This window comes from Microterricola viridarii, assembly GCF_900104895.1.
Taxonomy (GTDB): Bacteria; Actinomycetota; Actinomycetes; order Actinomycetales; family Microbacteriaceae; genus Microterricola; species Microterricola viridarii.
This window is the reverse complement of the sequence record NZ_LT629742.1, coordinates 1,802,110-1,824,489: the sequence shown is the minus strand read 5'-3', so window position 1 is coordinate 1,824,489 and position 22,380 is coordinate 1,802,110. Positions and strand designations below refer to the sequence as shown.

Here is a 22,380-nt window from a genome sequence, read left to right as displayed (position 1 = left end):
CGACGGAGTTCGGCTCCCTTCTAGAACGAAGGAGCCCAGACCTGCTTTGTCATGCGTATCGCCCGCTTCTCAGTGATGGATCTGCGGATCACCAAATTCGTGTACTGATCCTGAGCCGCTTCCGCCAATCCATAAAACGAGTCCCCACCGCCGGCATACTCGAACATCTTCACGAGGCACGAGGCAATCGCAAGCTCGTCGTCGGTGAGGCGGGCGGGAGCGAAGTCGTTCGTGTAGACCCAGCGGCCGCGAGCCATCAGCCCGCGTAGGGTGAGACCTTCAAGATTGGTGCCGTGTCCCAGATCAACACGCTCAATCGGATACCACGACGGCGTGCGGAAGTCTGTCAGTGAAGCCACGCGCTCGTCCGTGATCTCGCCCCGGTCTCCCCTCACCTGCAGTCGGTTGGCCCGGATCCACGAAAAGTACTGTTCCTTGGCAAAATCGATAAGGCCGAGCCTGCCATCGTACTCGAGACGAGCTGTCACCCGGCTGGATTTCACAATCCGCTCTTCGTCCGGATCCCCAACCTTGTCGGGTCCCGCGACGAGGGGCGACACGAACTCGTTTGCCGTGATCAGCGCGTTTTCGAACCCCACATCGAGGAACTTCCGCACGAGGCTGACCGCATGATGGTCATGACAGATCGACAGGGAAGCCTGGCTCACCATGCCGAGCTCCCCTGATTTCGCGATCGCAAGCTGAGCGAGCAGCATCGGTTGGAGGTGGTACTGCTCGGCTACCTGGATGCGTGAACCACGACGATTGAGCTGGTGCAAGCGTTCCAGGGCTGGCATATCGGCCGCCGGTGGGGTTTCACCGAGAACCGGGACTCCTCGTCCCGCAAGGTCTTCGACGATACCGGGAGCTGCAGGGCGGACCACAGCTACCACGACGAAATCGGGCGTCCGCGCGCGCAACAAATCATCGATTGTCGCGAATGCTGGCACGTGCCAGCTCCCGACGATCTCGGCGCGGCGCTCTTCGGTACGCGCCACCACGCCGCAAACTTCGAACCGGTTGGGTAACGCTTGGGCTACGCGGAGATAGAACTCCGCTCGCCAGCCGCTGCCGACGATTGCGAAAACGATGCGCGAGTCAGCGGGCATGAGATCCTTACCGTAGGTGAGAGCAGAAACAACGCGCAGATCGGGCCAGAACGGGCTGGTCGATCTTCGTCGACCAGTCCGTCCAGGCCACAGGCTTCACGCGCCGCTCTAGAGAACCTCGGCGAGGAACTTCTTGAGCCGATCCGACTGTGGGTCGTCGAAGAGCTGCTCGGGGCTTCCCGCCTCGACGACCTTCCCCTGGTCCATGAAAACCACTCGGTCTGCCACTCTCCGCGCGAATCCCATTTCATGAGTGACGACGACCATGGTCATGCCACCTTTTGCGAGGTTCGTCATGACGTCAAGCACACCTTTGACGAGCTCGGGGTCGAGGGCCGATGTGACCTCGTCGAACAACATGAGTTCGGGCTGCATTGCGAGTGCACGGGCAATGGCCACTCGCTGCTGCTGCCCGCCCGAAAGCTGGGCCGGTCGTGAATTCGCCTTCTCGGCGAGCCCAACGTCCTCCAGGCGGTCGCGAGCGATCCGCTCGGCCTCCGCTTTGCTGATGCCTTTCACCTGTCGGAGTGCGATGGTGACGTTCGCCAGGACGGTCATGTGCGGGAAAAGGTTGAAGTTCTGGAACACCATTCCCAGCCGGCTGCGGACGGCGTTGATATCAACGCCTTTGCCGGTGATCTCCTCGTCATCGATAAAGACCCGACCACCATCGGGCTCCTCAAGACGGTTGATCACGCGGAGTAGCGTCGACTTGCCGGATCCGGAAGGGCCGATGATACAGACAACCTCCCCAGGAGCCACACGCAGGTCGATTCCTTTGAGCACCTCGACTGGGCCGAAGCACTTACGGACTCCTTCGACCCGCACGCTTCCGGCACCCGCATTGCCCGAAACGACCGCCACGGAGACCGCTGGTACTTCGCTTGACGACTCGCGATGCTTGCTACTGTGCAGTGGCAGGTCGGTCATTTCATTTGCCTCCTCAATAACCGTCATGGATTGGTTACGCTCACTCATTGGGTACCCTGCCTGCCACGGTCGACCGAAGAATCGGTGCGGACAGGTTCGCCGCTTCGGCCTCCCCGGTCATCATGGTCTCCGGTCGGCGGCCGGTCTTGAACCGTTTGTCCATGTAGTTCACGATGTATGTCAGCGGGATGGTGATGATCAGGTACATGATGCCTGCTGCGACCAGCGCGGATAGGTTGCCCGTCTGCTGCGCGGCATCCTGACCGATGCGGTACAGTTCCCGCTCGTAGATGGTGAACCCGAGCAGGTATACAAGACTCGAATCCTTGATCGTCGCAATGAACTGGTTCGTCAGCGCGGGCAGTGTGTTTCTCACTCCCTGCGGAATGACGATGAGCCGCATGGCCTTGCCGTGCGACATGCCCAACGCCCGCGCAGCCTCTAACTGCCCGCCTGGCAGCGCCTCGATCCCCGACCGGAATATCTCGGCGATGTAGGCACCCGCAATCAGTCCGAGAGTGATGACCCCATACGGATATGAGCTGGTTCCAAAGATCCGCAACCCGATCAGGGGCAAACCCTGTCCGAGAAGGAAGATCGTCAAGATGACCGGAAGCCCGCGGAGCAGATCCACGTAGATCCGTGCCGGGATGCGCAGGAGCTTTCGCTTGGACACGCTGGCAAGGGCGATCAGAATACCGATGAACGTGCCCAGGACCATCGCGCTGAAGGCCAGGATCAGCGTATTCGGTAGCCCGATCAAAATCAGGTCGGGAAGGACCGCCAATATCTGATCCCAGTTGAAGAAGCTGTCAATAATGTTCATCAGTGAGTCCTTGTGATCAGTCCGTCAAAGTGGGCCGTCGGCCTACTCTTCCGAGTAGAGGTTCGACGGGTTTGCCTCGTAGTACTCCGTCAGCCAGTCGATGACCGGCTGCGAGTTGTCTGCCGGGTTCCACTTGTCGAGGATCTTCTGCGTCGTGCCGTCTTCGAGCGCGGTCCGAAGCTCCTCATTGAGAGCTTCACGCAGCTTGTCGGCGTCCTGATTCAGAATCCATGCGCCGCCGCGGTCGTCGGGGTTCACTGCGGACAGAACGAACTTGAGGGGGAACTGATCGGTGAACTGCTTGGCAGACTGGGGATCGACGAGGATGCCGTCGAGTCCGCCGCCTGACAACGCCAGCCTCGCCGCGTTGTTCGACGGGAAAGTCACGATCTCCGACTCTGTCCAGTACTTCTCCGCGTATTCGAGCGCCTGGCTCGCCTGCAAAATTCCGATCTTCTTACCCTTCACGTCGTCTTCATCCGCGATCTTGGATTCGTTCGGAACAATGAGGGCGTTGTTACCGATGATGTCGGGAAGCGTGAACGAAACGGTCTCACGTCGCACATCGGTGTCGGCGATGGATCCCATGGTGAGGTCGGCTTGACCGCCGGCCACGAGCGGAATGAGGGTGTCGAATTCGTGAGCCGTGATCTCGACGGTCAGACCGAGGTTCTTCGCGGCATGTTTGACGAGGGCCACGTCGACACCCTGCCATTCATTGTCCTTGATGTATGCGAACGGCGTGAGGTCACTGCTCGTCACGATGGTGAGGACGCCTGGCTTGATGGTCTCGAACTGGGAGGTCTTGCTGTCCGGTTTCGATGCGGACTCCTCCACGGCTGCCGGTGCGCTGGAGCACGCCGCGGCTGCGAGAAGTGTGACCGCCATTACCGCGGCACTGAGGCTGACTTTGGTCATTTTCTTCATGCGAATACATCTCTTTCGTTGTTGGTGTCGATGAATCGATCGGGTGAAAAAGTGCTGATATCTGCTGTTGTCGATCCGGTCAGGGCAAGGTCTGCTCCGACGTCGCCCACTGCGGCGGACATCTTGAATCCCCGGCCAGAGCACGCCGAGAGGACGACGAGTCGGGGATGCTCAGCGGGGATCCCGATGCTGAACTCCTGGTCTGGAGTCATCGTGATCATGCAACCGCGAGAGTAGGTTGGCTCTGGCTCTAGGTCGGGAAGCGTTGCCGCCACGAACGCCTGCACATTCTCCAGCTCCCAGGCTTCCACCTCGGGCCGGTTCAGCGCAGGGTCGCCAATCTCGTAGCCCTCGGTGAAGTCGAGCCCGATCTTGACACCCCATTTGTCGAACGACGGTAGACCCCAACCGGTCTGACCCCCGAACTCGTGAGTGAAGACCGGGAAGGCGCCCACTGCGAAGGCCGAATCCCTCCCGGCCTTGGGTCGGAACCAAGACAGCGTCGCCCGTCGCGGCTTCAGATACAGCTGCAGGTTGGGAAGGAGCGTGTTCTGCCACGCGCCGGCCGCGATAATCGCGGTTTCGACTTCGTAGGTGCGCTCTGCCGTGACGACTCGCACCGAATTCTCGGTGGGGATGACTTCGAGCACCTCTCCTGCGATCACGCGCGCACCCTTCTCACGAGCGAGCTGCCACTCAGTACGGATGGCCAGTTCCGGTTTGAGGAAGCCGGACATCGGGTCGATGACCCCGATGTCACCTTCGGCCAGTAGGTGCTGCGGGAAACGGCGGCGCAGATCAGCAGCATCCAGGTACTCGAGTGCGAGGCCGGTGTCCGCGCTTACCCGCTGTAGCCCCGTTATGAGGGAGCCATCTGGCCGACCGATCGAGAGGCCTCCCGTCATTTCCAACACGGATTCGCCGCTCTCGGCTTCGAGCTGGCGCCACAAGCCGGTGGCCCGCTGCGAGAGTGCTGACTCCTGAGGCCCCTGCGGAGTGACCTCCTTGAACGCACGTGAGTATCCGTGAGATGAGCCCCGGTCGTGACCTGCCTCATACTGCTCGAAACCCAGTACGTCCGCACCGCGCTCTGCCAGACGCCAGAGCGCCGCGCTACCTGCCGCCCCGAGTCCGATTACTCCAATTTTCGCGTCCATATGGCTCCTCGTAGACCGTTTGCTTTCCGGCGTCAACTCGAAGAGCGACGACTTCCCAGTAGAAGGAAGAAAATCTCCAGTGGAGTCTTCCGGTTGCGAAGTACCGAAAGTAAATCACAGGAAACCAAAAGCAGTCAAGAGTAAAAACGAGTTAATCAGAACGTTACAAAGCTAAGCGCTGCGGCGAAGGACGGAGAGGAGCTATTAGACCCGCTTGATCCGACCGATCGCAGACGAAAGCTCCTCTTTCAAGTGCTCCTCGAGCCCTGTGTCCGTCAGGAGAAGATCAATCTCGCTCAACTCTCCGTATCTGCAAAATGAAACACGATTGACCTTGCTGTGGTCGGCGAGGAGGACTCGCCGGTTCGAGCAGTGCAGCGCCGCGCGTTTGGTTTCCGCCTCGGCGATGTCGGGCGTCGTCAAACCTCTCTTAACGCTGACCCCGTTCGTGCCCAGAAAGGCAACGTCTACGTACAAGTCCTGGAAGTTACGAATGGCTAACGCGTCCACACTGCCTAGCGTGAGGGGGCGGATGCGCCCACCCAGAATGACCACCGTCGCCGCCGTGGACCGGGTCGCCAATTGGAGGGCGATCGGCAGGGAGTTCGTTACCACGGTCACTGGCAGTTCGGCGGGAATGAGCTCGGCGAAGCGAGCTGTCGTGGAGCCGGCTTCAATGAAGATCACGCCGCCCGTGGGGATCTCCTCCAAGGCTGCGCGCCCGATCCGTTCCTTTTCAGCCGACTTCTCCGTACGCACTGTCACACCGGGTTCGTATGCAAGCGTTTCAACGGGCAATCCGCCTCCATGAACCCGCATGATCAGGCCGTCGTCCTGGAGCGCGTCAAGGTCTTTCCGAACCGTCTCCGGAGTGACCGACAATGCCTTGGCCGCTGAGTTGACACCGACGCGCCCGTCCCGCCGCGCCATCTCAAGGAGCAGGCGCTGGCGCTCAGGGCCAGAAAGGCGCTCGTCTTCTTTCCATTCCATCTGCGTGTCCTACTTTCTCGGTGTGGCCTAACAAAGGTTCTGCCGCAACGCGGTCCCCTTTTGATAAGTCTACGGTTTGGCTTGACTCGTTATCCATCTCTGTGCTTTGCTTTGTTTGCTTGGCTTTGCTTTGCGCTACTTATTCGACAACGCCGCGGTCCATCCGTTGGCATGAGGACGGTGAAATGACTGAATCCGATCAGACTGGTTCGGTATCAGAGTGGCCTTCTGCAGACGGTGCACGGGCGCGCATTGCCGTCGTCGGTCCGAATCCCGCAATGGATCGAACGGAAGAGATCGAGTACTTTCGTCCACACCAGGTGAACCGCGCCCTCGTCAGCACTCCGCGCGCTGGAGGCAAGAGCTTCATCGTTGCTCGCGCTCTACGCCGGCTCGGCCAGGACGTGACCCTGTATGGCTTCCTCGGAGGCCCGACGGGGCAGTACCTCCGAGCCGAGTGCGCAAAGCTCGGCATCCGGGACCGCCACACAACCATCGAAGGCGAGACGCGCATTAACACCGTGCTCGTCGACCGGCATGCCGGTCTCGCGACTGTCATCAATGAGCCCGGCCCGGAAATTTCGAAAACCGAGGCGGAAAGCCTGCGTCGGGCACTGGATGAACATATCGAGGCCGGAGACATCCTCGTCCTCTCCGGAAGTCTGCCGCGCGGGATCCCACTCGACACGTATGCCGGACTCATCACTTCTGCTCGCCAGCGTGGCGCTCGCGCCATCGTTGACGCCGAGGGGGAAGTACTCGTGAGTGCTGTGTCGGTCGGGCCGTGGGCTGTGAAATGCAACCTGCAGGAGTTCCGGGCGATCGCGCCGGATGCACCCGAGGAAGTGACAACGGAAGCGGCACGCCAGCAATTGTTTGACTGCATGCGGGTCATCGTCGCCGCGGGAGTGCAGCTAGTCATCGTGACCCTCGGTGCCAATGGTCTCCTCGCTGTATCTCGCACCGAAGCACTTGAGGTTTCGGCGCCGTCGGTTGTCGCGAAGAATCCGACGGGATCGGGCGACACCTTCCTTGCCGCATTCGTGGCCGCCTACTCGAACGCATCTTCACTGGAGTACGCCCTGAAGTTCGGTGCGGCCGCTGCGAGCGCCAACGCCGCGGTACTCGTGCCAGACATCGGCCCATCGCCGCAACTGGACACCCTCGTCGCAGGGACCACCGTCATCCGCCACGAGCCGGACTTCGCGGACTCCGGTGTGGCCGGAACCGACCGATGACCTTCATCGGCATCGATATCGGCACCACCCGAACGAAAGCATTACTGTACCGGCCGGGTTCACCGAGTCGACGTATCGTCGCGAGCGCGACGCCCACCGTCTCGACACACTTGGGCGATTTCCGCGACGCGGAGGCAGTCTTCGCCACGGTCGTCGACTGCATCAGCATGCTCTTGGCCGATCTGCGCCCGGCGGAACGAGCCGAGATCGAGGGAATCGGCCTGACATCGCTCAGCGAAGAGGTCGTCCTCGTCACATCGTCCGGAATTACAGCCGGACCGATGCCGGCGTGGTACACATCGGTGGCGAAAGCACAAGCGCTCGACGCCGGCATCGACCCCTCCTTCTCCTGGACAAAACTGTCGTGGGCGTTTGAGCAGCTGAGTTCCGCGCGGTCCCCTTCTTTCACAGAACACGCCGTTGCCGCAATAAAGCAGGTGACGACACTGAACAGCTACGTTGCCGGCCGCCTGGCAGGGATTGACCGGTACCCCGTCGATGAATCACACGCCTCCCGGAGCGGATTCTTCGACGTGCGCTCTGGACAGTGGCAGCGGGCGATATTCGAGCAGACTGGATGGAAAGCCGAACTTCTTCCTGAACTCGTGGTACCCGGTTCAGTGGTCTCTACCGTCGATCCGGGTCTGGCAGCGCAGTGGGGGTTGCCGCCCGCAGCGAGAGTGGTGCTTGCGGGCCACGATCACTTCTGCGGAGCCTTCGGAAACGGTGTTCGCGAGGACGGACAGCTCTACATCTCTGCTGGCACGTCAGAGGCACACTGTTTGATTGTGAGCGAGCTCCCGAAATTTCCGCTTCCACCCACGGTGGGCGTCGGACGCTTCGTCGATGGCACGCATTTCTATCTCCACCGACAGCTTGCCTCGGGTCATCTCTACAGACAGTGGACCGGCCTGCTCGGCATCGATGACGAGGACTCGCGGTCACAGGAGGATCAAAAGCTGTTCGCTGAACCGATTGGATCCCGAGGGACGACGATCATCCCCGGTTTCGACGGAGACACAAGTAGTTCAGTACTCAATGTGAAAGCAGGATCCTCGCCACACACGGTTCTCCGCGCTCTCCTCGAGGGCCTCGCCTGCGCCGCGCTGCACATCGATCGCGAGCTCGTCACCTTCACCAATCGTCCCATCGAGCGGATCATCGCTTCTGGAATCCCCTGTCAGAGCCCGTTCTGGCAGCACCTGCGTGGACACGTCACGGCTGCCCCGCTTTACATCACCGACGAGGAGGAAGCTCCTGCTCTCGGCGCGGCCCTCCTCTGCCAAAGGGCTACCGCCGGAGCCGCGACGATCGGCACCGACTGCATCACCTCATCACATGCCACGACAACCGACGCCTCGCTTGAGGCCGACTACGACAAGCTCTTTTCACGATTCGAGCGTGAGCTGGCAAGAACAGCCACTCCCTCCAACCGTGTCATCCGATAACAAACCATGGAGGAATGAAGAATGACTGCCCTCGACCGCCGCAGGCTCGGCACAACGGACATGCTCGTCACGCCGCTGGGCTTCGGCTCGCTTGCCATGGGAGGAGCACAATGGATCTCCGGACGAGGCGAGCAGCACGAGGACGATTCCCGCTCGACGGCGCGTGCGGCCATCGAGGCCGGCATTAACTGGATCGACACCGCACCGGTGTACGGCCGCGGCCTGGCCGAAGAGCTCGTCGGTTCGGTTGCCCGCGATTTTGCGGAAGCAGATCGCCCCTACATCTTCACAAAGGCCGGATTGTCTTGGAGTGACGACGATCCTCGCGGTGCGCCGGTGCGAACCGGGTCTCCCGAGCGAATCATCACGGAGGTCGAAGATTCCCTTCGCCGGCTCGGAGTTGACCGCATCGATCTCTTCCAGATGCACTGGCCCCCACTCGACGCGTACCGCGTCGCAGACTACTGGCCGGTGTTTGCGAAGCTTCGCGAACAGGGTAAGGTGCGTGCCATCGGACTTTCCAACCACACCGTAGAAGAGCTGCGAGCAGCTGAAGAGATCGCGCACGTCGACTCCATGCAACCGCCGTTCTCGGTGATTAACCGGGATGCGGCCAGCGACGTCATTCCAGTGTCCCGCCGGCAACGCACCGCAGTACTTGCATACGCTCCGATGGAGTCGGGGCTTCTCACTGGCACTTTCACCGCAACGCGCGCCGCTACGCTCCCCGGCACCGACTGGCGAAGAGACCATGCGGATTTCACTGGCGAGGGACTTGAGCGAAATCTGCGGGTCGTCAACGCTCTCTCGGCGATCGGGGCGGCTCGGGGAGTTCCAACTAGTGCTATCGCCGTGGCCTGGACACTCGCATTCGATGGACTGACCGGCGCCATCGTCGGTGCTCGCAAGCCGCAGCAGATCGACGACTGGATCGACGCGGCATCTATCGAACTGACGGATGCCGAACTCGATTCAATTGCCGCCGCAGTGACCGCGGCCGGGGTCGGTTCAGGACCGGCCCGCCCGCCCGCCCGCGCGAGCCGCCGGAGCACGACCGCATGACGCTGGTCAGCCCTGCCGCTCTCATCGCATCCCGGAACGGCGCGGGAGTCGCCGCGTTCAACATCATCACTCTCGAACACCTGGAAGCATTCGTCACAGCGGCGGAGGGTCACCAGACCGGCGTGATCCTCCAGCTTTCGCAAAATGCCGTCAAATATCATGGGGGTCTGGAACCGGTGGCGGGGGCGATCTTGGAACGTGTTCGCGAGTCTTCCGTGCCTTTCGCAGTGCAACTCGATCATGCCAGCGACATCACTCTCATTCGCGCGTCTGCGCGTATGGGTTTCACGTCCATCATGTACGACGGCTCCACGTTGAGCTACCAGGACAACGTCAAGACGACCCGCTCACTCGCGAATGAGTTGCACGATCTCGACATCTGGGTTGAAGCCGAATTGGGTGAAATAGGCGGCAAAGACGGAGTTCACATAGCGACTGCCCGGACAGAGCCGCGAGAGGCAGCCGACTTCGTGTCGTCGACGGGGGTCGACGGACTCGCAGTGGCAGTTGGCAGTTCCCATGCCATGACCGACAAAACGGCGCGTCTGGACGTGCGTCTCATCGAGGCGATCCACGCAGCCGTTCCGGTTCCGCTGGTATTGCATGGCTCATCCGGGATCGCAGAACCGCTCATCGCGGAAGCCGTGCGGGCGGGTATTTCCAAAGTCAATTTCGGTACGCGCTTCAACGTAGTGATGACCGACGCGATCCGCTTGCATCTCGCCACCCACCCCGCTGTGACCGATCCGCGCAGGTACCTAGCGGCGGGTCGTGCGGCCATCAAAGCAGACGCTGAAACGCTTCTGAAAGTGCTTCATTTCGAATCCTGAGGCGCGGGCCCCTCCGCTGCTCCGCGACGAGCACAGCACGTGGGGTGCAAAGTCATGGATCGTCAGCTCAAACGACAGTCCGCTGACTAGTTGCTTCGCAGAACCACGTCGTTCATCCCGAGATACGCTCCGTGGCGGCGGATCACATCATCGACCCAATTCGACCCGTTGTCTGAGATGCGCCGCAAGCTGGTGAAGAACGGCAAGACCGCCGCCGGAACTCAACGCTGACGCTGCCCGAGCTGCGGCGCTTCGAGTGTGCGAGAGCGCCCTGATTTGCGGCGCAGCAACGAGCTGCGCAATTCCTGAGCTGGCTGCATGGCTAGGGCTCTTAGGCCGCCGCTGGAACCAGGCTCGCGCTTTGTCGCCGCGCGACAGCAGGGTGTTGGGACATCGAGCCCGCTCTCGGCCTGTTACAACCACCCATCGTCGGGTCCTCGTCGACGCGATAACGTACCGACGATCTTCCGCTGCGCTGCGCGCTGCTCCGGGGTGAGGGCCATGGGCTCCACGCTAGGGACATTCCGCTGCGGCAGCTTTCGTTGGCCGAGAAAACGCGGACTCCAGCTCGTTTCAACTCGGCCACATCTCACTTCAAGGGGCTGGTATTCAGTACCCGATAATCGCACTTATCAGCACTATTCGGCGAGAGCCCCTTTTTCCGGGTCTGCACGTCGCACAGCTCATCGGGCCTGCATCCGCCGTAGAAGCTGTGGTTACGAAGCCCCAAATCAGCAGTGACATCCGCAGGTTGGCCAACGGGAACCGAGGACACGCCGCGCAGGTCTGGTTCATCGGCGCAAGCCCCTGGCTCGATTGCGATAGCCAGCTGGATGTGCTCCGCCCAGAGTTCTGGCCGTGGCTACTTATTGCCCTTTGTGCGGTTGTGCGTCGGCCAGCGCATCTCGCAATTCGCAAGTTCCGATCTTGCCCCGTCCTTCGACCACGCCGTCGCGGGATGGGCGTCCATCTCATCCGATTTTTAGATGCTACTAGCCCAGATCCAGGGGCACGGTACCTTCCGGTTCCTCCGTGACTGCTTCCAGAATGAAACTTCTCGTTCCCGCGTCCCCTTCGCCGGGACCATGCGTGGATATCACGGAGAAAGTCGCCTTCACCCGCGGTGCGGACTCCGTTGAGAGATTCGCCACCGCAGCAGTCAACTCGGCCGTTGGGACCACAACAGTCATTTCCCGTTCGCCGCCATCGGGGACGAACCAACTCAGCCCTCTGGATCGGTGATGCCCGTCAAAGTGCCCAGTCGTTATCCATTCCTGCTTCGTCCGCTCCCGAACCTCCAGGGCAGAACGGAGGCGCTTTGCACCGGCGCCGCTCAGGCTTATCGGTTCGATCCCCAATCCTCGCTGACGAAACTCCCCGTCGATGAGCCAGTCCTGCTTCACAATGCTCTTTACGGCGCCAATCAGCTTCGGTCGTGCCTTCGGTGGCAAAGACTCAACCAGTGCGTCGACGACTCCCGTGTCCTCTGCGGTTGGCTCTGCATTCGCGAGTAGTAGTGCCACGTGGTGAAGCGCTAGGGATTGTTGATTCGGGTCCGACCAGAATGGGTCGTCCTTCGCGCCTGCGATGGCGCCGGGTGGCACCGGATCAGGGCTGCGGAAGATTGCTCGCACCGATCCCGGTCCAGGCTCGATCAGTAGGTCGTTGATGAACCGCGTCTTGCCCATCCGTTCACGCGTAATTATCTTCACGCTCTCGGCGATCTGCCGGACGAAATTCCCGAACGCCGCTGCGTTCGCTGAATGACCTTCGATCTGGTCGCCCGTCAGATGTAAATCCATTTCCCCCGCGCGCGGGGCAGTCTCTTCGCGAGCTATTAGCTCGTACTTAGCGTCACCTTGGACCGAGGCAACCAGAGATCCGAGGGCGAGCCGGCTAGAAAAATCTGCACCCAAAAGGGACCGCACGGCTGCGCGGAAACTCTCCTCGACATCGTCGTCGTCGCGATGGCTGACGAAGACAGTCGGTTCATGTGGTGACTTCACGGTGCCACCTCCAAGAAGCCCTTAGATAGATCATCGCGGAATCCAGATCCATCCGAAAGGGGTGCAAGACTCCATCGGTCCTTCCAAGTTTGCACGGCAAGCGGATTGTCTTCAGGAACGAAAAAGCTGTCCACCAGACCTCCGAAGGGCTGAAGCCTCCTTAGTACGCCGTCGAATTCAGAACTTCGAACGCCCTGCAGAGTCAGCAGCGCAAGTGCATCTGGATCACGCGCGAAGATGCCAGCGTCTGACGAAGGGGCGAGCATCGCGACATCTATGTCGTGCGGAGCCACCTCCTTGTGCGTTACAAAGCCGCCATTGACCCAGAGCCGAGCGGTCGGGAAATAACTCCAGACCAACCCTGCGTACAGCTGGAACGCCGAAAAAATGAGCGCACGTCGCTCGCTGTGCGGTGCCTCATGCACGAAGCGCTGTTCGATCTCATCGATTGTCGCGGGGTGGGGCGACTTGTCAGCATTGGCCGGCAGCAACAGCGATGTGGGATCTATAGCCGGTATCAAAGCCTGTCGTCCCCATCCCTGCCGCCCAATGCAAACATCTTCGCGAAGCTTAGCGAAACGAATGCGCCAGTGTGACGAGACAAGGCACGCCTACTTCAAACGTCGATAGTTCTGCTGATCAACCGCCACGATTTCGCGACGACACCAGCACGCGCTGAGTAAGCTCATGCCTCGATCGGGCAATTATTGGATCGGAGTTGTCGCCACTCAGATCTCCTCCTTGGATGACGTCCGACCGTTCAACAAACGGTACGCCCGGACATCGCTGCCGAGTGGCATCCAACGAAGAACCATATTCGCCCGAGCGACACGACTGTGAGTAACGGCAAGAAGGCATGGTGGCTCGGAGCATGCGGCCATGAGTGGAAGGCAGTAATTGCGAGCTGAACCGGACAGGGTGTCGGCTGTCCTGTTTGCTCTGGGCGGCAGACCATGCTGGGCTTCAACGACCTTGCGACGTTGCAGCCGGCAGTCGCGGCCAGCTGGCACCCCACGAAGAATGGCGACATGTGTCCGTCCGACCTGACCCAATTCTCGAACAGTATCCGCTGGTGGCAATGCGACGAGGGCACGAGTGGCCGTCGACTTTGAGCAACCGTACCCATGGCCAGGGCTGCCCAATGTGTTCAGAGGGCGGCGGCTTCAAGCGAGGCAATCCGGGTTATGTCTATTTTCTCGAGCACCGCCACTTTCGAGCGTTCAAGGTCGGAATCACCAACGTGGGTACGAACCGCCTCGACCATTTCAGGTCCGATGGTTGGAATGTCCTCCACCTCGAGCTACTTGACGACGGGGCCCACGCTCTCGCAGTTGAAGGCGCGATGAAACGCTGGTGGCGGGTCGATCTGGGGCTACCAATGTGGTTGGGTCCGGAGGACATGGTACGGACCAGCGGGTGGACAGAGACCGCGCACTCGGCCGAGCTGACATCGTCAGGTTGCATTGCCCAGATTCAGGCGTATGCAATGCAGGTTCGAGCGCTCGACACGTCCGAGGCAGCGATGTGATCCGAGCAATACACATAGGGTAATCGACATCATGATCAAATATCCGATGGGTCAGGAGCCCGACTTCTGGGAGCCGAAACCAGGCATGTCGTCACACCGCCTTGCTTTGGGAAATGTTGCGAAAGTAGCAGCCAGTAATCAACCGCTCATCGTGATCGGCATGAACCCATCGCACGCACAAGAGTTATAAGCCGATAAGACGGTCAATCGGATCATCGAAGCCAGCGCGCGTCATGGCTACACCGGCTGGGTCATGCTCAACCTCTACCCGGAGAGGTCACCGAAGCCCAGCAAGCTCTCCGAGTTTGATCCAGCGCTGTCGGCACTCAACTGCGCTGCGATCGAGCAGGTTCTCGTGCACCACGGTGCGACCGAGGTGCTCGGCGCATGGGGCAACATGCCCCATGCAACCCTCAAACGAGCAAAGGTCGACGTTCAGGCGATGCTAGACCGAATAGGCGTCCGAGTATTCACCTGGGATCCTCTAACCAACGACGGCAATCCGCGGCATCCAAGCCCTCCCGGAAGGCCACTGCCGATGCTCGGCCCAAAGGTTTCTCTGAGCTGATCCGTAGTGACCGCTGCTGCCTTACGAGGCAAGCTGGCGCTGGTAGTCCCGGGAACGCTTGATAGGCCAGAGTGACCCCTGGGTAGGCTCAGGGTATGGAGTACCGCGAGCTCGAGGGCCCCGATGGCTCAGCAATCCGCGTGCCCAGGGACGAGGGTTACCGAATATGCCCCGCGTGTGGCGGTGACTGCGAGCCAGATGTCAGCTTCGGTTCTGACAGCTTCGGCGCGCGTATCGTGTATCTGCCCAGAGCACGGGATAGACAGTGTCATCGACCCATTTGAGGCCCGGCGCTGAGCGCCAAGTAGTCGGGGTGTCGGTGGTGGATGCCAGAGTGCTCAACATGAGCACTGACACCAAAGAAGTTGTCCACCACTTATACCAGCGCGCCGGCGCTAGATTTGATCCCCTATTGTGGGGTATCCCAGGTCGCGACCAGCTGATGGCGAGTAGGGCTTGATGGTAGCGCCAGTCCACATAGGACACACGAAGCCATGAGATCCGGCGTCCACGATGTCATGAGATCCAGTGTCCACGAAGTGACGAGATTGCACACCGACTGTCCGGACTGGCGCTTCCCCCAACCGCTACTCGCCAAGCTGACAGGTAGCTGGCACACCGGTCACGACCGGGATGCGTTATCGCTGTGCTTGGCGCATGGGTTGGCAATCTGCATAGCGTGCGCGTCGCCTGAGGCGCTGGCGGCTTCCACGCCGTTGATCCTGGGTACTGACGGCCGCAAGTAGCAAATGTCGATCAGCCTATGGTGGCGTTGATTCGAGTGGTAAGCCCTTCGAATCTAGCGAGCGTCTCATCTCCAATTTGGTCACGCAGCTCAGGATGACGCAGCATCACGTCAGCAGGCTTGTAATGGTCATACGCCCCATGCACGCCCGTCAGTCGTTTGACGATTCGATCACCATGGCCCAGATCGCTCTCTACATAGCTCGTCCCGAACGCCTTGTTGAAGAGCTTGAGATACTCGTCGACTTCAAACATGTCCTCAATGTCAGAATGCCGGCGGTTTGTGATCTCATTGACCTGGATGATGCGTTCGCGTTGAAGACGAGCGGCAGCAACGGCTTTTTCCAGCCGATCAGCCCCTTCTGTACCAGAATCGATCAGTACAGTCACATCCAGGTTCTGCCCCATCAGCGCGACAAAAGCCGGGATGTTTGATGCTCCACCTGTCGGAATCACGCGCCAACGTTCGTCCAAGCATTGACGACCTTGGTCAGCCAATACTCGACTCATCGCGTCAAGAAAGACGAAATCGCTTGGGCCTTCAACCAGCAAGTTCATCGAACCAATGAACAGATGCTGCGCGACGTCATAGCCCAGCGCCGCCTGGAGCGGGAAGATGCTGCCTTCGCCCACGGCGAGTGCTTCTTGCGTAACGGTGGCACCGGTGGTTGGACCTCCGTCTTCAACGATTCGGACCCTCCCGATCTTGTCGGTCTCCACCATGAACGGGCTATGCGTCGTATAGAGCACCTGAACTGCTGTTGCCAGACGCTCGTTGATAAAGCGCAAGAAGTCGCCCTGTGCTCGTGCATGTAACGTCAAACCAGGCTCATCAAGCAGCACCACGACCGGCTGCTTCCGGCTCTCAAACTCAGTGAAAGCAGCCAAGAAGGAGAAGAACCACCGGAAGCCCGAGGAGCGCTGGGCAAAGTTGTTTGTGTAGGAGTGCCTCGTGTCCTCTACTCGAATATCGAGGAACGTCTTTACAACAGTGTGCATATTCGAGTTAACCTGCTCGATCTGGCGATCAATATCGAATTGCACCCGCAGGTTTTCGTTCTGCTTCCAGTATTCAAACACCTGCCGTGTGAGCTCGTGGCCCACGGCTTCAAGCTCTGCTTTGCGATCTTCATAATCATTGCCGGCAAGGGCTTTGGGCGTCGTGCTTGCCAGCCTCAATAGTGCCCGCGCTGTCTGATCAGCTGAGGATCCAACTTCATCGTCAGTAGTGGCGAGCGCGTCGATGTCGATGCGTCCATCGAGTTGGGAATAGTCCGCGAAGTAGAAGAAGCGCGGTACCCGTGACTTGAGAATTCCTACGAGAACATCCCAAGTGGTCTCGCCGGGAACACGTCCGAGTTCCGACCGAATCAGAGCAATCTCTTCAGCCGTGCGTTCGGCCTGGGCGTCTGTCGTTTCACTTTCAAGCTCCACACAAACGGCTTCGATGCCGTCGAGATCCTTCACGTTCTTAAACCGCTCGAGTGTCTTCTTTCGAACATCTACGCGGCCTAAGAAGTTTTCAACAGCACGGCGAGTGTCACGCGGAACCGTCCACATCGTTGTGGTCGATTCGTATTTACGCGAGAGCTTCAAGCCTCCACCCGCGTCATATACACCTGCACCGAGAATCTCCTCGATCGCACGGAGGTCATCTCCTTCAAGCGCAAATGTCGCCTCGATGGGGGTGGTGTCACCGATCGTGCCTTCACGGCGATCTTTCGACAGGAGCCAGCGCGGATAATCACGCTGAACCTCAAACGTGTCATCGCCGACCGGGTTTAGCCGGTGCAGCGCCGAAAGCACCGTTGTCTTGCCGGATTCATTCATACCGACAAGACAGGTAACCAGCTCGTCAACTAAGACTTCGCCGCTATCGATAATGTTCCGGAATTTCCGGACTTGAAACTTGGTAAGTCGCAACGCTGCTCCTCGTGTTTGTCTGATATTTCCGTAAGCATAAATTCGACCACCGACAGCATCGATGGTCGGGCAGTTACTTGATTCCCAATGTCGGCAGGCTGTCCACGATCTTCAGCGTCTCAGTGGACACAGTGACGATGCGGCCGATTAGGTCGATGATGTACCGAGGCTGATTGTGCTCGCGCGACCAGTCATTTGGGTCGTTCACGATCCCTGAAGCTGAGTCGGTCTTGACCTGGTATCGCTCGACGATCCAGTCGAGAGCTGACCGGCTACCCAGCGTGTAGCGCTGGATATCCTCGGGGATCCCCTCGATGTCGATGTGGCTGTTGTACTGGATGCGGGTCTTGTCCCACGCGCCAGCTTTGCCGCCGTACTTCATCTTCTTCACTTCGAATTTGTCGAAGGGATCACTGGGAGTGAACGAAGGGCTCACTTCCGTCAGCGGGTACGGCGTAACGTCCTCGTATCCGATGTGCAGCTCAGAGAGCTTGCGGCCGGCATCAGCATACGCATCAAAGCGATCGTGACCAGAGGCCATCGGGATACGTGGCAGCTGCTTCTTCAGATCGGACGCGTAGCGCTCACGGTACTCGGGCGAGTGCAGGAGTCCGTAGACATAGAAGAAGATGTCGTCCTTGGTGACCTGTGCGCCGTACTCGCGCTGGTATTCACCGAGCGCCCAGTCAGTGATGTTGTCGAGACGCTCGGACTCATCGAACAGCGAGTCAGCTGTCAGTTGCGTGTACGAGTAGCGGGCGAAGAACTGGCCGCCCTCCGAGCCGTAATAGTTGAGATCTGGGATCTGATCGACCGCGTGCACGGAGAAGTCTTTGACTGCACCTGCGCCCAAGATATAAAACCCTTCGGTACCGAGGGTGCGCGTCGGAAACAGCTTCGGCATGCTGCGAATTCGCTCGATCAGCTCCGGCTGCACGCTGACCCATTGAGGGCTGAACGGCCTATACATGGCCGGTCGAATATCGGGTTGCGAAGTGATCCTCTGACCTTTGGCCAGCCTATTTTTGAGGTTGACGGACCAGCTCATCTCGGTTTCACCGAGAACTTTGAAGTTGGTGCTTCCTGAATCCACGAGATCGTTGAAACGAAGAACAAGACTCTTCAATCGATCCTGCAGCTTTGCAGAATCACTGCCATAAACCCATGCATCCCGGCTAGAGGTCAACCCCAACGACGATTCCCGAAACAGTACCTTCGGTTCGGTACGTGATGCGATCAAGGGGTATGCCTCGTAGTTAGGATCGCGCTGGTTGATCCAATCGCCCTCAGCATTCGGGGTGATCGTCTGCCAGTGGATCGCGTTCAGCGAGCCCTCGTTTACACAACGGAGCTTCTCATCGCGTGTGAGATAGTCGCCGATGTCCTTGTAATGAAGCACACTGTCATTAACAGCGCCGGGAAGCTTTATGAGCAACAGAATCGCGACGGTGTTTCGAGACCCGGAGTCGAACACCTTGCCACCCTCTTTGCGACTCTGTTCGCCCGCTGTCCGCTGGTTTCCTCGCAAGTTGTATACGTACACGTGGTGAAACTCGTGCGACAGCGTCTTGCGGAGACCGTCGGCCGAGTTTGAGTCGATGTACCCACCGTTCGAGACGTAGCCAACGACGCCGCCTTGGTCAGACCTCAAGACTCGATCTGATGCCCAACGAATTGCACGAATGTAGGAGTCGTAGGTTGTCCGTGAGCTCTTCGCTATGGTTCGTCGCGCGTATGACGCACGAATTGACGCGTCGAGTGTCGGGTAGCTCTGGTTGGCATTGTCATCGTTCTCACTCGCCTGGCCCACAGACCACGGCGGGTTGCCTACGATGACGCGGATATCGAGGGCGTTCTGCTCGACGACGCGGTCGTTGTTGTGAGTGAACATCAGCTCATCAAGCGTGTCACCATCTTCGCTCATCTGGAAGGTATCGGTCAGCACGATGCCACCGAAAGGCTCGTAGCCAACTGCATCAGGACCTTGACCCTGCTCACGTGCAGCGTCTTGCTGTAGCGCGTGGAACGTGGCCTCGATGTTGATCGCGGCGATGTAATAGGCCATCAGCAAGATCTCGTTGGCGTGGAGCTCCTGGGTGAACTTGCGCAGGAGATCCTGCGTATTGATCAGCCCCGATTGCAGAAGACGCACGATGAACGTGCCGGTTCCGGTAAATGGATCCAGAACGTGCACGCCTTCGTCGCTGATGCTCACGTTGAAGTGTTCCTTCAGGGCATCGTTGACAGCACGCAGGATGAAGTCCACAACTTCGATCGGTGTATAGACGATACCCAGTGATGCAGCCACTCGAGGGAACGCCAGCTTGAAGAAGCGCTCGTAGAGCTCGGTGATGATCTTCTGTTTGCCCGTGGCGCTGGTCACACCTTCAGCACGGATGCGGACCGAACGGTAGAAGTCCTCGAGCTGGGATGTCTCGGATTCGAGGTGGTAGCCGTCCAACACGCTGAGCATGCCATCCATCACTATCGAGACCGGGTTGTTCTCTGAGAACGCGTAGTCCTCGAAGAGCGCATCGAACACGGGCTTCGTGATGAGGTGCTGCACGAGCATGTCGACTGCGTCATTGCGGGTGATGCCGTCGTTGAGGTTTGCCTGCAGTGCTTCGTGGAAGCCGTCGAACTCGGTCGATGCCTCAGGGACAGTGTCAAGGATGCTCTTGATTCGGGTGACCTGGCGATCAGCAATGTCCTTGACATCGGTCGCCCAGTCTTCCCAGTAGCGACGATCTCCGACCTTCTTCACCATGCGAGCGAAGATGGCATCCTGCCATTCGGCAGCGTTAACCATTGAGAACAGTGCCTCGTTGGCGACGTCGCTGGACTTTGCAGCGCCGCGCTCTTGGTCGCCTCCGCCGCCGATGCCGATGACGTCGATACGGTTGTTGGCCTTCTTGTCGAGATCAAGCTTGTTGACCATCGCTTCGAAACGATCGTCGTGTGCACGCAGCGCCTGCAGCACGTCCCAGACGACCTTGTACTTCTTGTTGTCGTTGAGAGCAGTCTCGGGATCCTGGGATGCCGGGACTGCGATCGGAAGGATGATGTAGCCGTACTCCTTGCCCTCGGCCCGGCGCATGACACGGCCGACAGCCTGGACAACATCGACCTGCGAGTTGCGCGGGTTCAGGAACAGCACGGCATCAAGCGAAGGCACATCGACGCCCTCAGTCAGGCACTTCGCGTTGGTCAGGATGCGGCACTCGTCGGTGGCTTCGCCGGCCTGCAGCCAGTCCAGACGTGCAGAGCGCTCGAGCACGTTGAAAGTTCCGTCGACGTGCCTCGCTTCGAGCTTGAGCGCGGACGCTCCGTCCTTTGCGTTCATGAGGAGTTCGCGACCGATGACATTCATCTGGTTCGCGATCGCCTTGGATTCTTTGATGTTCCGTGCGAACGCAACGGCGCGCTGCATGGGGGCCGTGTCAGTGATCGATAGTCGCTCACCATTTACGCCGCGCTTGGACAGGCCGTTCCAACACCCCACGATGCGTGCGACGTCGTCGAGGTTCATATCGCCCTCACGGGCAAGCAGCGACTGGAACGACGTAGCAACTGATTCCTCGTCGACGGCAAGAATCAGCACCTTGTAGTCGGAGAGGTGACCCATCTCGACGGCGCGACCAAAGCCAAGGTGGTGAAACTCGGGGCCGTAGCTCTGCTCGTCATCCATGGAGAACACTGCGACGCCATCCTTGGCGGCCTTCTGCTTTGAATCCTCAACATAGATGCGAGGCGTCGCAGTCATGTAGAGCCGCTTCTTGGCTTTCAAGAACGCCTCGTCATGCACGCGCACGAACGCAGAGTCATCGTTATCCGGCTGCGAGATCCCAGTAGTGCGGTGAGCCTCATCGCAGATCACGAGGTCGAACTCAGGCAGGCCGAGTTCCTGTGCACGGTGGATCACATCAATCGATTGGTACGTCGAGAAGACAACCGAGAGCGCTTCTTCGCCGTTGGAGATCTGGAAACGATGGAACAGCTTCGCCGCATCAGTAGTCGCAGGGAATCCGAGGTCGTGAGCGGAAACGTCCTCGTTCTCGCGACGGCCTACGGATACGTCAGAACAAACGGCGAACGGTCGCAGCGGTACGTCGGACTGGGCCGTCCACTCGTTGAGCGTCTGCTGCAGCAATGCGATCGACGGCACAAGAAACAGCACCGATCCTCCGATCGGCACGAGCTCTTCGGCCAGCTTCAGCGAGGTAAACGTCTTGCCGGTACCGCATGCCATGATGAGCTTGCCGCGGTTCTGAGTCGCGAAGCCAGCGATGACATCGTCAATCGCTTCGCGCTGATACTTACGCGGCTCCTTCCCCGGTCCTCTGAAAAGAATCTCGGGCTTCTGCGGGTCAAACAAGGACCAATCGATGCGGGAAGCTGCCAAGTCGTTCAGATCAACACGTTGGATTGGTTTCGTCTGGTCGTTCAACGCCGCCTCAGCGTGCCTAGACCAGGTGCGGGCCGTCGTGACGATCATGCCGCTCTTAAATGGCTCTTTGCCGAGCTCTGTGAAGAACGAGTCAATCTCCTGCTTCGGGAGTGAGCGTGCCGGATCGTAGAACTTCGCCTGGACCGCGGTGTACTCCCCCGTGTACCGATCCTGCGCGACAAGATCGATCCCGGTGTCTGGCCGGCCCTCGCGACCTGGCCATTCCTGCCACATCCACACATCCGAGAACAGGTCGGCGTACTTCGGCTCGGTCTGCAGGTAGCTCTTCAGGAAGCGCTCAAACTTGGTGCCTTTGTCACGTTCACTCGTCGCCGAAATGTACATGTCGTCGAGCAGATCCCAGAGCGTATTCGGCATGCTCCAATCATGGCGTAGCCCTGCATCCCTGTGGCGCGGCACACGAGCCTCCTTTTTGCGACGCGCCCAAGGCGAATGCAGCCAGAGACCTCGGAGTGTCGCGGCAAACGCTCTGTGCGGCGCTGGATGGCTCTGGGAAGTACGCCAGTGTTTGAGCCCGACTCCGACGCGCAGCACAGAATATTTCCGGCTTGCGGCGCCGATTGCCGCCCGAGACGTTCGAGTAGGACTAAGGCATCAGGATTGCGTTCACCTGCCCCGAACACGGC

16 protein-coding genes and 2 pseudogenes are annotated in these 22,380 nt (G+C 59.6%); 7 read left to right on the top strand and 11 right to left on the bottom strand.

Annotation, left to right across the window (positions count from 1 at the left end; translation table 11 throughout):
- Positions 1-20 precede the first annotated feature (20 nt).
- The 6 genes from BLT62_RS08255 to BLT62_RS08230 form a co-directional block, all read right to left on the bottom strand.
- Positions 21-1,109 (bottom strand): Gfo/Idh/MocA family oxidoreductase, encoded by a 1,089-nt coding sequence (locus BLT62_RS08255; RefSeq protein WP_083363618.1) that lies wholly within the window; start codon positions 1,107-1,109, stop codon positions 21-23.
- Positions 1,110-1,217: 108 nt separating this feature from the next.
- Positions 1,218-2,087 carry an amino acid ABC transporter ATP-binding protein gene (locus BLT62_RS08250; protein ID WP_083363617.1) on the bottom strand — a complete coding sequence of 290 codons (870 nt, stop codon included), beginning with the start codon at positions 2,085-2,087 and terminating at the stop codon, positions 1,218-1,220.
- Positions 2,080-2,865 carry an amino acid ABC transporter permease gene (locus BLT62_RS08245; RefSeq protein WP_083363616.1) on the bottom strand — a complete coding sequence of 262 codons (786 nt, stop codon included), beginning with the start codon at positions 2,863-2,865 and terminating at the stop codon, positions 2,080-2,082. Before BLT62_RS08245 ends, BLT62_RS08250 begins: the two co-directional genes overlap by 8 nt.
- Before the next feature lie 42 nt (positions 2,866-2,907).
- Entirely contained in the window at positions 2,908-3,792 is an 885-nt protein-coding gene (locus BLT62_RS08240; protein ID WP_083363615.1) for an ABC transporter substrate-binding protein, read from the bottom strand.
- Positions 3,789-4,949, bottom strand: coding sequence for an N-methyl-L-tryptophan oxidase (gene solA, locus BLT62_RS08235; protein ID WP_083363614.1), 1,161 nt, complete (start codon positions 4,947-4,949; stop codon positions 3,789-3,791). The genes BLT62_RS08240 and solA overlap by 4 nt, the downstream gene beginning before the upstream one ends.
- A gap of 204 nt (positions 4,950-5,153) precedes the next feature.
- Positions 5,154-5,939, bottom strand: coding sequence for a DeoR/GlpR family DNA-binding transcription regulator (locus BLT62_RS08230; RefSeq protein WP_083363613.1), 786 nt, complete (start codon positions 5,937-5,939; stop codon positions 5,154-5,156).
- A gap of 185 nt (positions 5,940-6,124) precedes the next feature.
- Here BLT62_RS08230 and BLT62_RS08225 point away from each other — a divergent pair, with 185 nt between their 5' ends.
- The 4 genes from BLT62_RS08225 to BLT62_RS08210 are packed head-to-tail and all read left to right on the top strand — an operon-like array spanning position 6,125 to position 10,517.
- Positions 6,125-7,177: a 1-phosphofructokinase family hexose kinase gene (locus tag BLT62_RS08225; RefSeq protein ID WP_083363612.1), complete on the top strand. Its 1,053-nt coding sequence runs from the start codon at positions 6,125-6,127 to the stop codon at positions 7,175-7,177.
- Positions 7,174-8,625 (top strand): FGGY-family carbohydrate kinase, encoded by a 1,452-nt coding sequence (locus BLT62_RS08220; RefSeq protein WP_083363611.1) that lies wholly within the window; start codon positions 7,174-7,176, stop codon positions 8,623-8,625. The genes BLT62_RS08225 and BLT62_RS08220 overlap by 4 nt, the downstream gene beginning before the upstream one ends.
- 21 nt (positions 8,626-8,646) lie before the next feature.
- Complete coding sequence (locus BLT62_RS08215) at positions 8,647-9,687, top strand: aldo/keto reductase (RefSeq protein ID WP_172829664.1); 1,041 nt, start codon at positions 8,647-8,649, stop codon at positions 9,685-9,687.
- Complete coding sequence (locus BLT62_RS08210) at positions 9,684-10,517, top strand: class II fructose-bisphosphate aldolase (protein WP_083363610.1); 834 nt, start codon at positions 9,684-9,686, stop codon at positions 10,515-10,517. Before BLT62_RS08215 ends, BLT62_RS08210 begins: the two co-directional genes overlap by 4 nt.
- A gap of 992 nt (positions 10,518-11,509) precedes the next feature.
- On the opposite strand, the gene BLT62_RS17635 is transcribed toward BLT62_RS08210, so the two are convergent.
- Both BLT62_RS17635 and BLT62_RS17630 read right to left on the bottom strand, forming a co-directional pair.
- Positions 11,510-12,523: a hypothetical protein gene (locus tag BLT62_RS17635; protein WP_156786282.1), complete on the bottom strand. Its 1,014-nt coding sequence runs from the start codon at positions 12,521-12,523 to the stop codon at positions 11,510-11,512.
- On the bottom strand, positions 12,520-13,014 hold the full coding sequence (locus tag BLT62_RS17630; protein ID WP_156786281.1) for a DUF6932 family protein: 495 nt from the start codon (positions 13,012-13,014) through the stop codon (positions 12,520-12,522). Before BLT62_RS17630 ends, BLT62_RS17635 begins: the two co-directional genes overlap by 4 nt.
- Before the next feature lie 291 nt (positions 13,015-13,305).
- Here BLT62_RS17630 and BLT62_RS18410 point away from each other — a divergent pair, with 291 nt between their 5' ends.
- Both BLT62_RS18410 and BLT62_RS18405 read left to right on the top strand, forming a co-directional pair.
- Positions 13,306-13,431, top strand: a complete 126-nt coding sequence (locus BLT62_RS18410) for a zinc-ribbon domain-containing protein (protein ID WP_083365384.1) — start codon at positions 13,306-13,308, stop codon at positions 13,429-13,431.
- Positions 13,432-13,476: 45 nt separating this feature from the next.
- Positions 13,477-13,616, top strand: a pseudogene (locus BLT62_RS18405) (zinc-ribbon domain-containing protein); the annotation flags it as partial.
- A 54-nt stretch (positions 13,617-13,670) separates the two neighbouring features.
- Here the strand turns inward: BLT62_RS18405 and BLT62_RS17625 are convergent.
- A complete protein-coding gene (locus tag BLT62_RS17625; RefSeq protein WP_156786280.1) occupies positions 13,671-13,817 on the bottom strand; it encodes a hypothetical protein in 147 nt (48 codons plus the stop codon).
- A 439-nt stretch (positions 13,818-14,256) separates the two neighbouring features.
- Here BLT62_RS17625 and BLT62_RS08195 point away from each other — a divergent pair.
- Positions 14,257-14,619 (top strand): annotated as a pseudogene (locus tag BLT62_RS08195) (DUF1643 domain-containing protein); the annotation flags it as partial.
- Positions 14,620-15,375: 756 nt separating this feature from the next.
- Here the strand turns inward: BLT62_RS08195 and BLT62_RS08190 are convergent.
- Positions 15,376-17,193, bottom strand: coding sequence for an ATP-dependent nuclease (locus BLT62_RS08190; RefSeq protein WP_197675186.1), 1,818 nt, complete (start codon positions 17,191-17,193; stop codon positions 15,376-15,378).
- Positions 17,194-17,359: 166 nt separating this feature from the next.
- A complete protein-coding gene (locus tag BLT62_RS08185; RefSeq protein WP_083363606.1) occupies positions 17,360-22,111 on the bottom strand; it encodes a DEAD/DEAH box helicase in 4,752 nt (1,583 codons plus the stop codon).
- Positions 22,112-22,380: the final 269 nt, after the last annotated feature.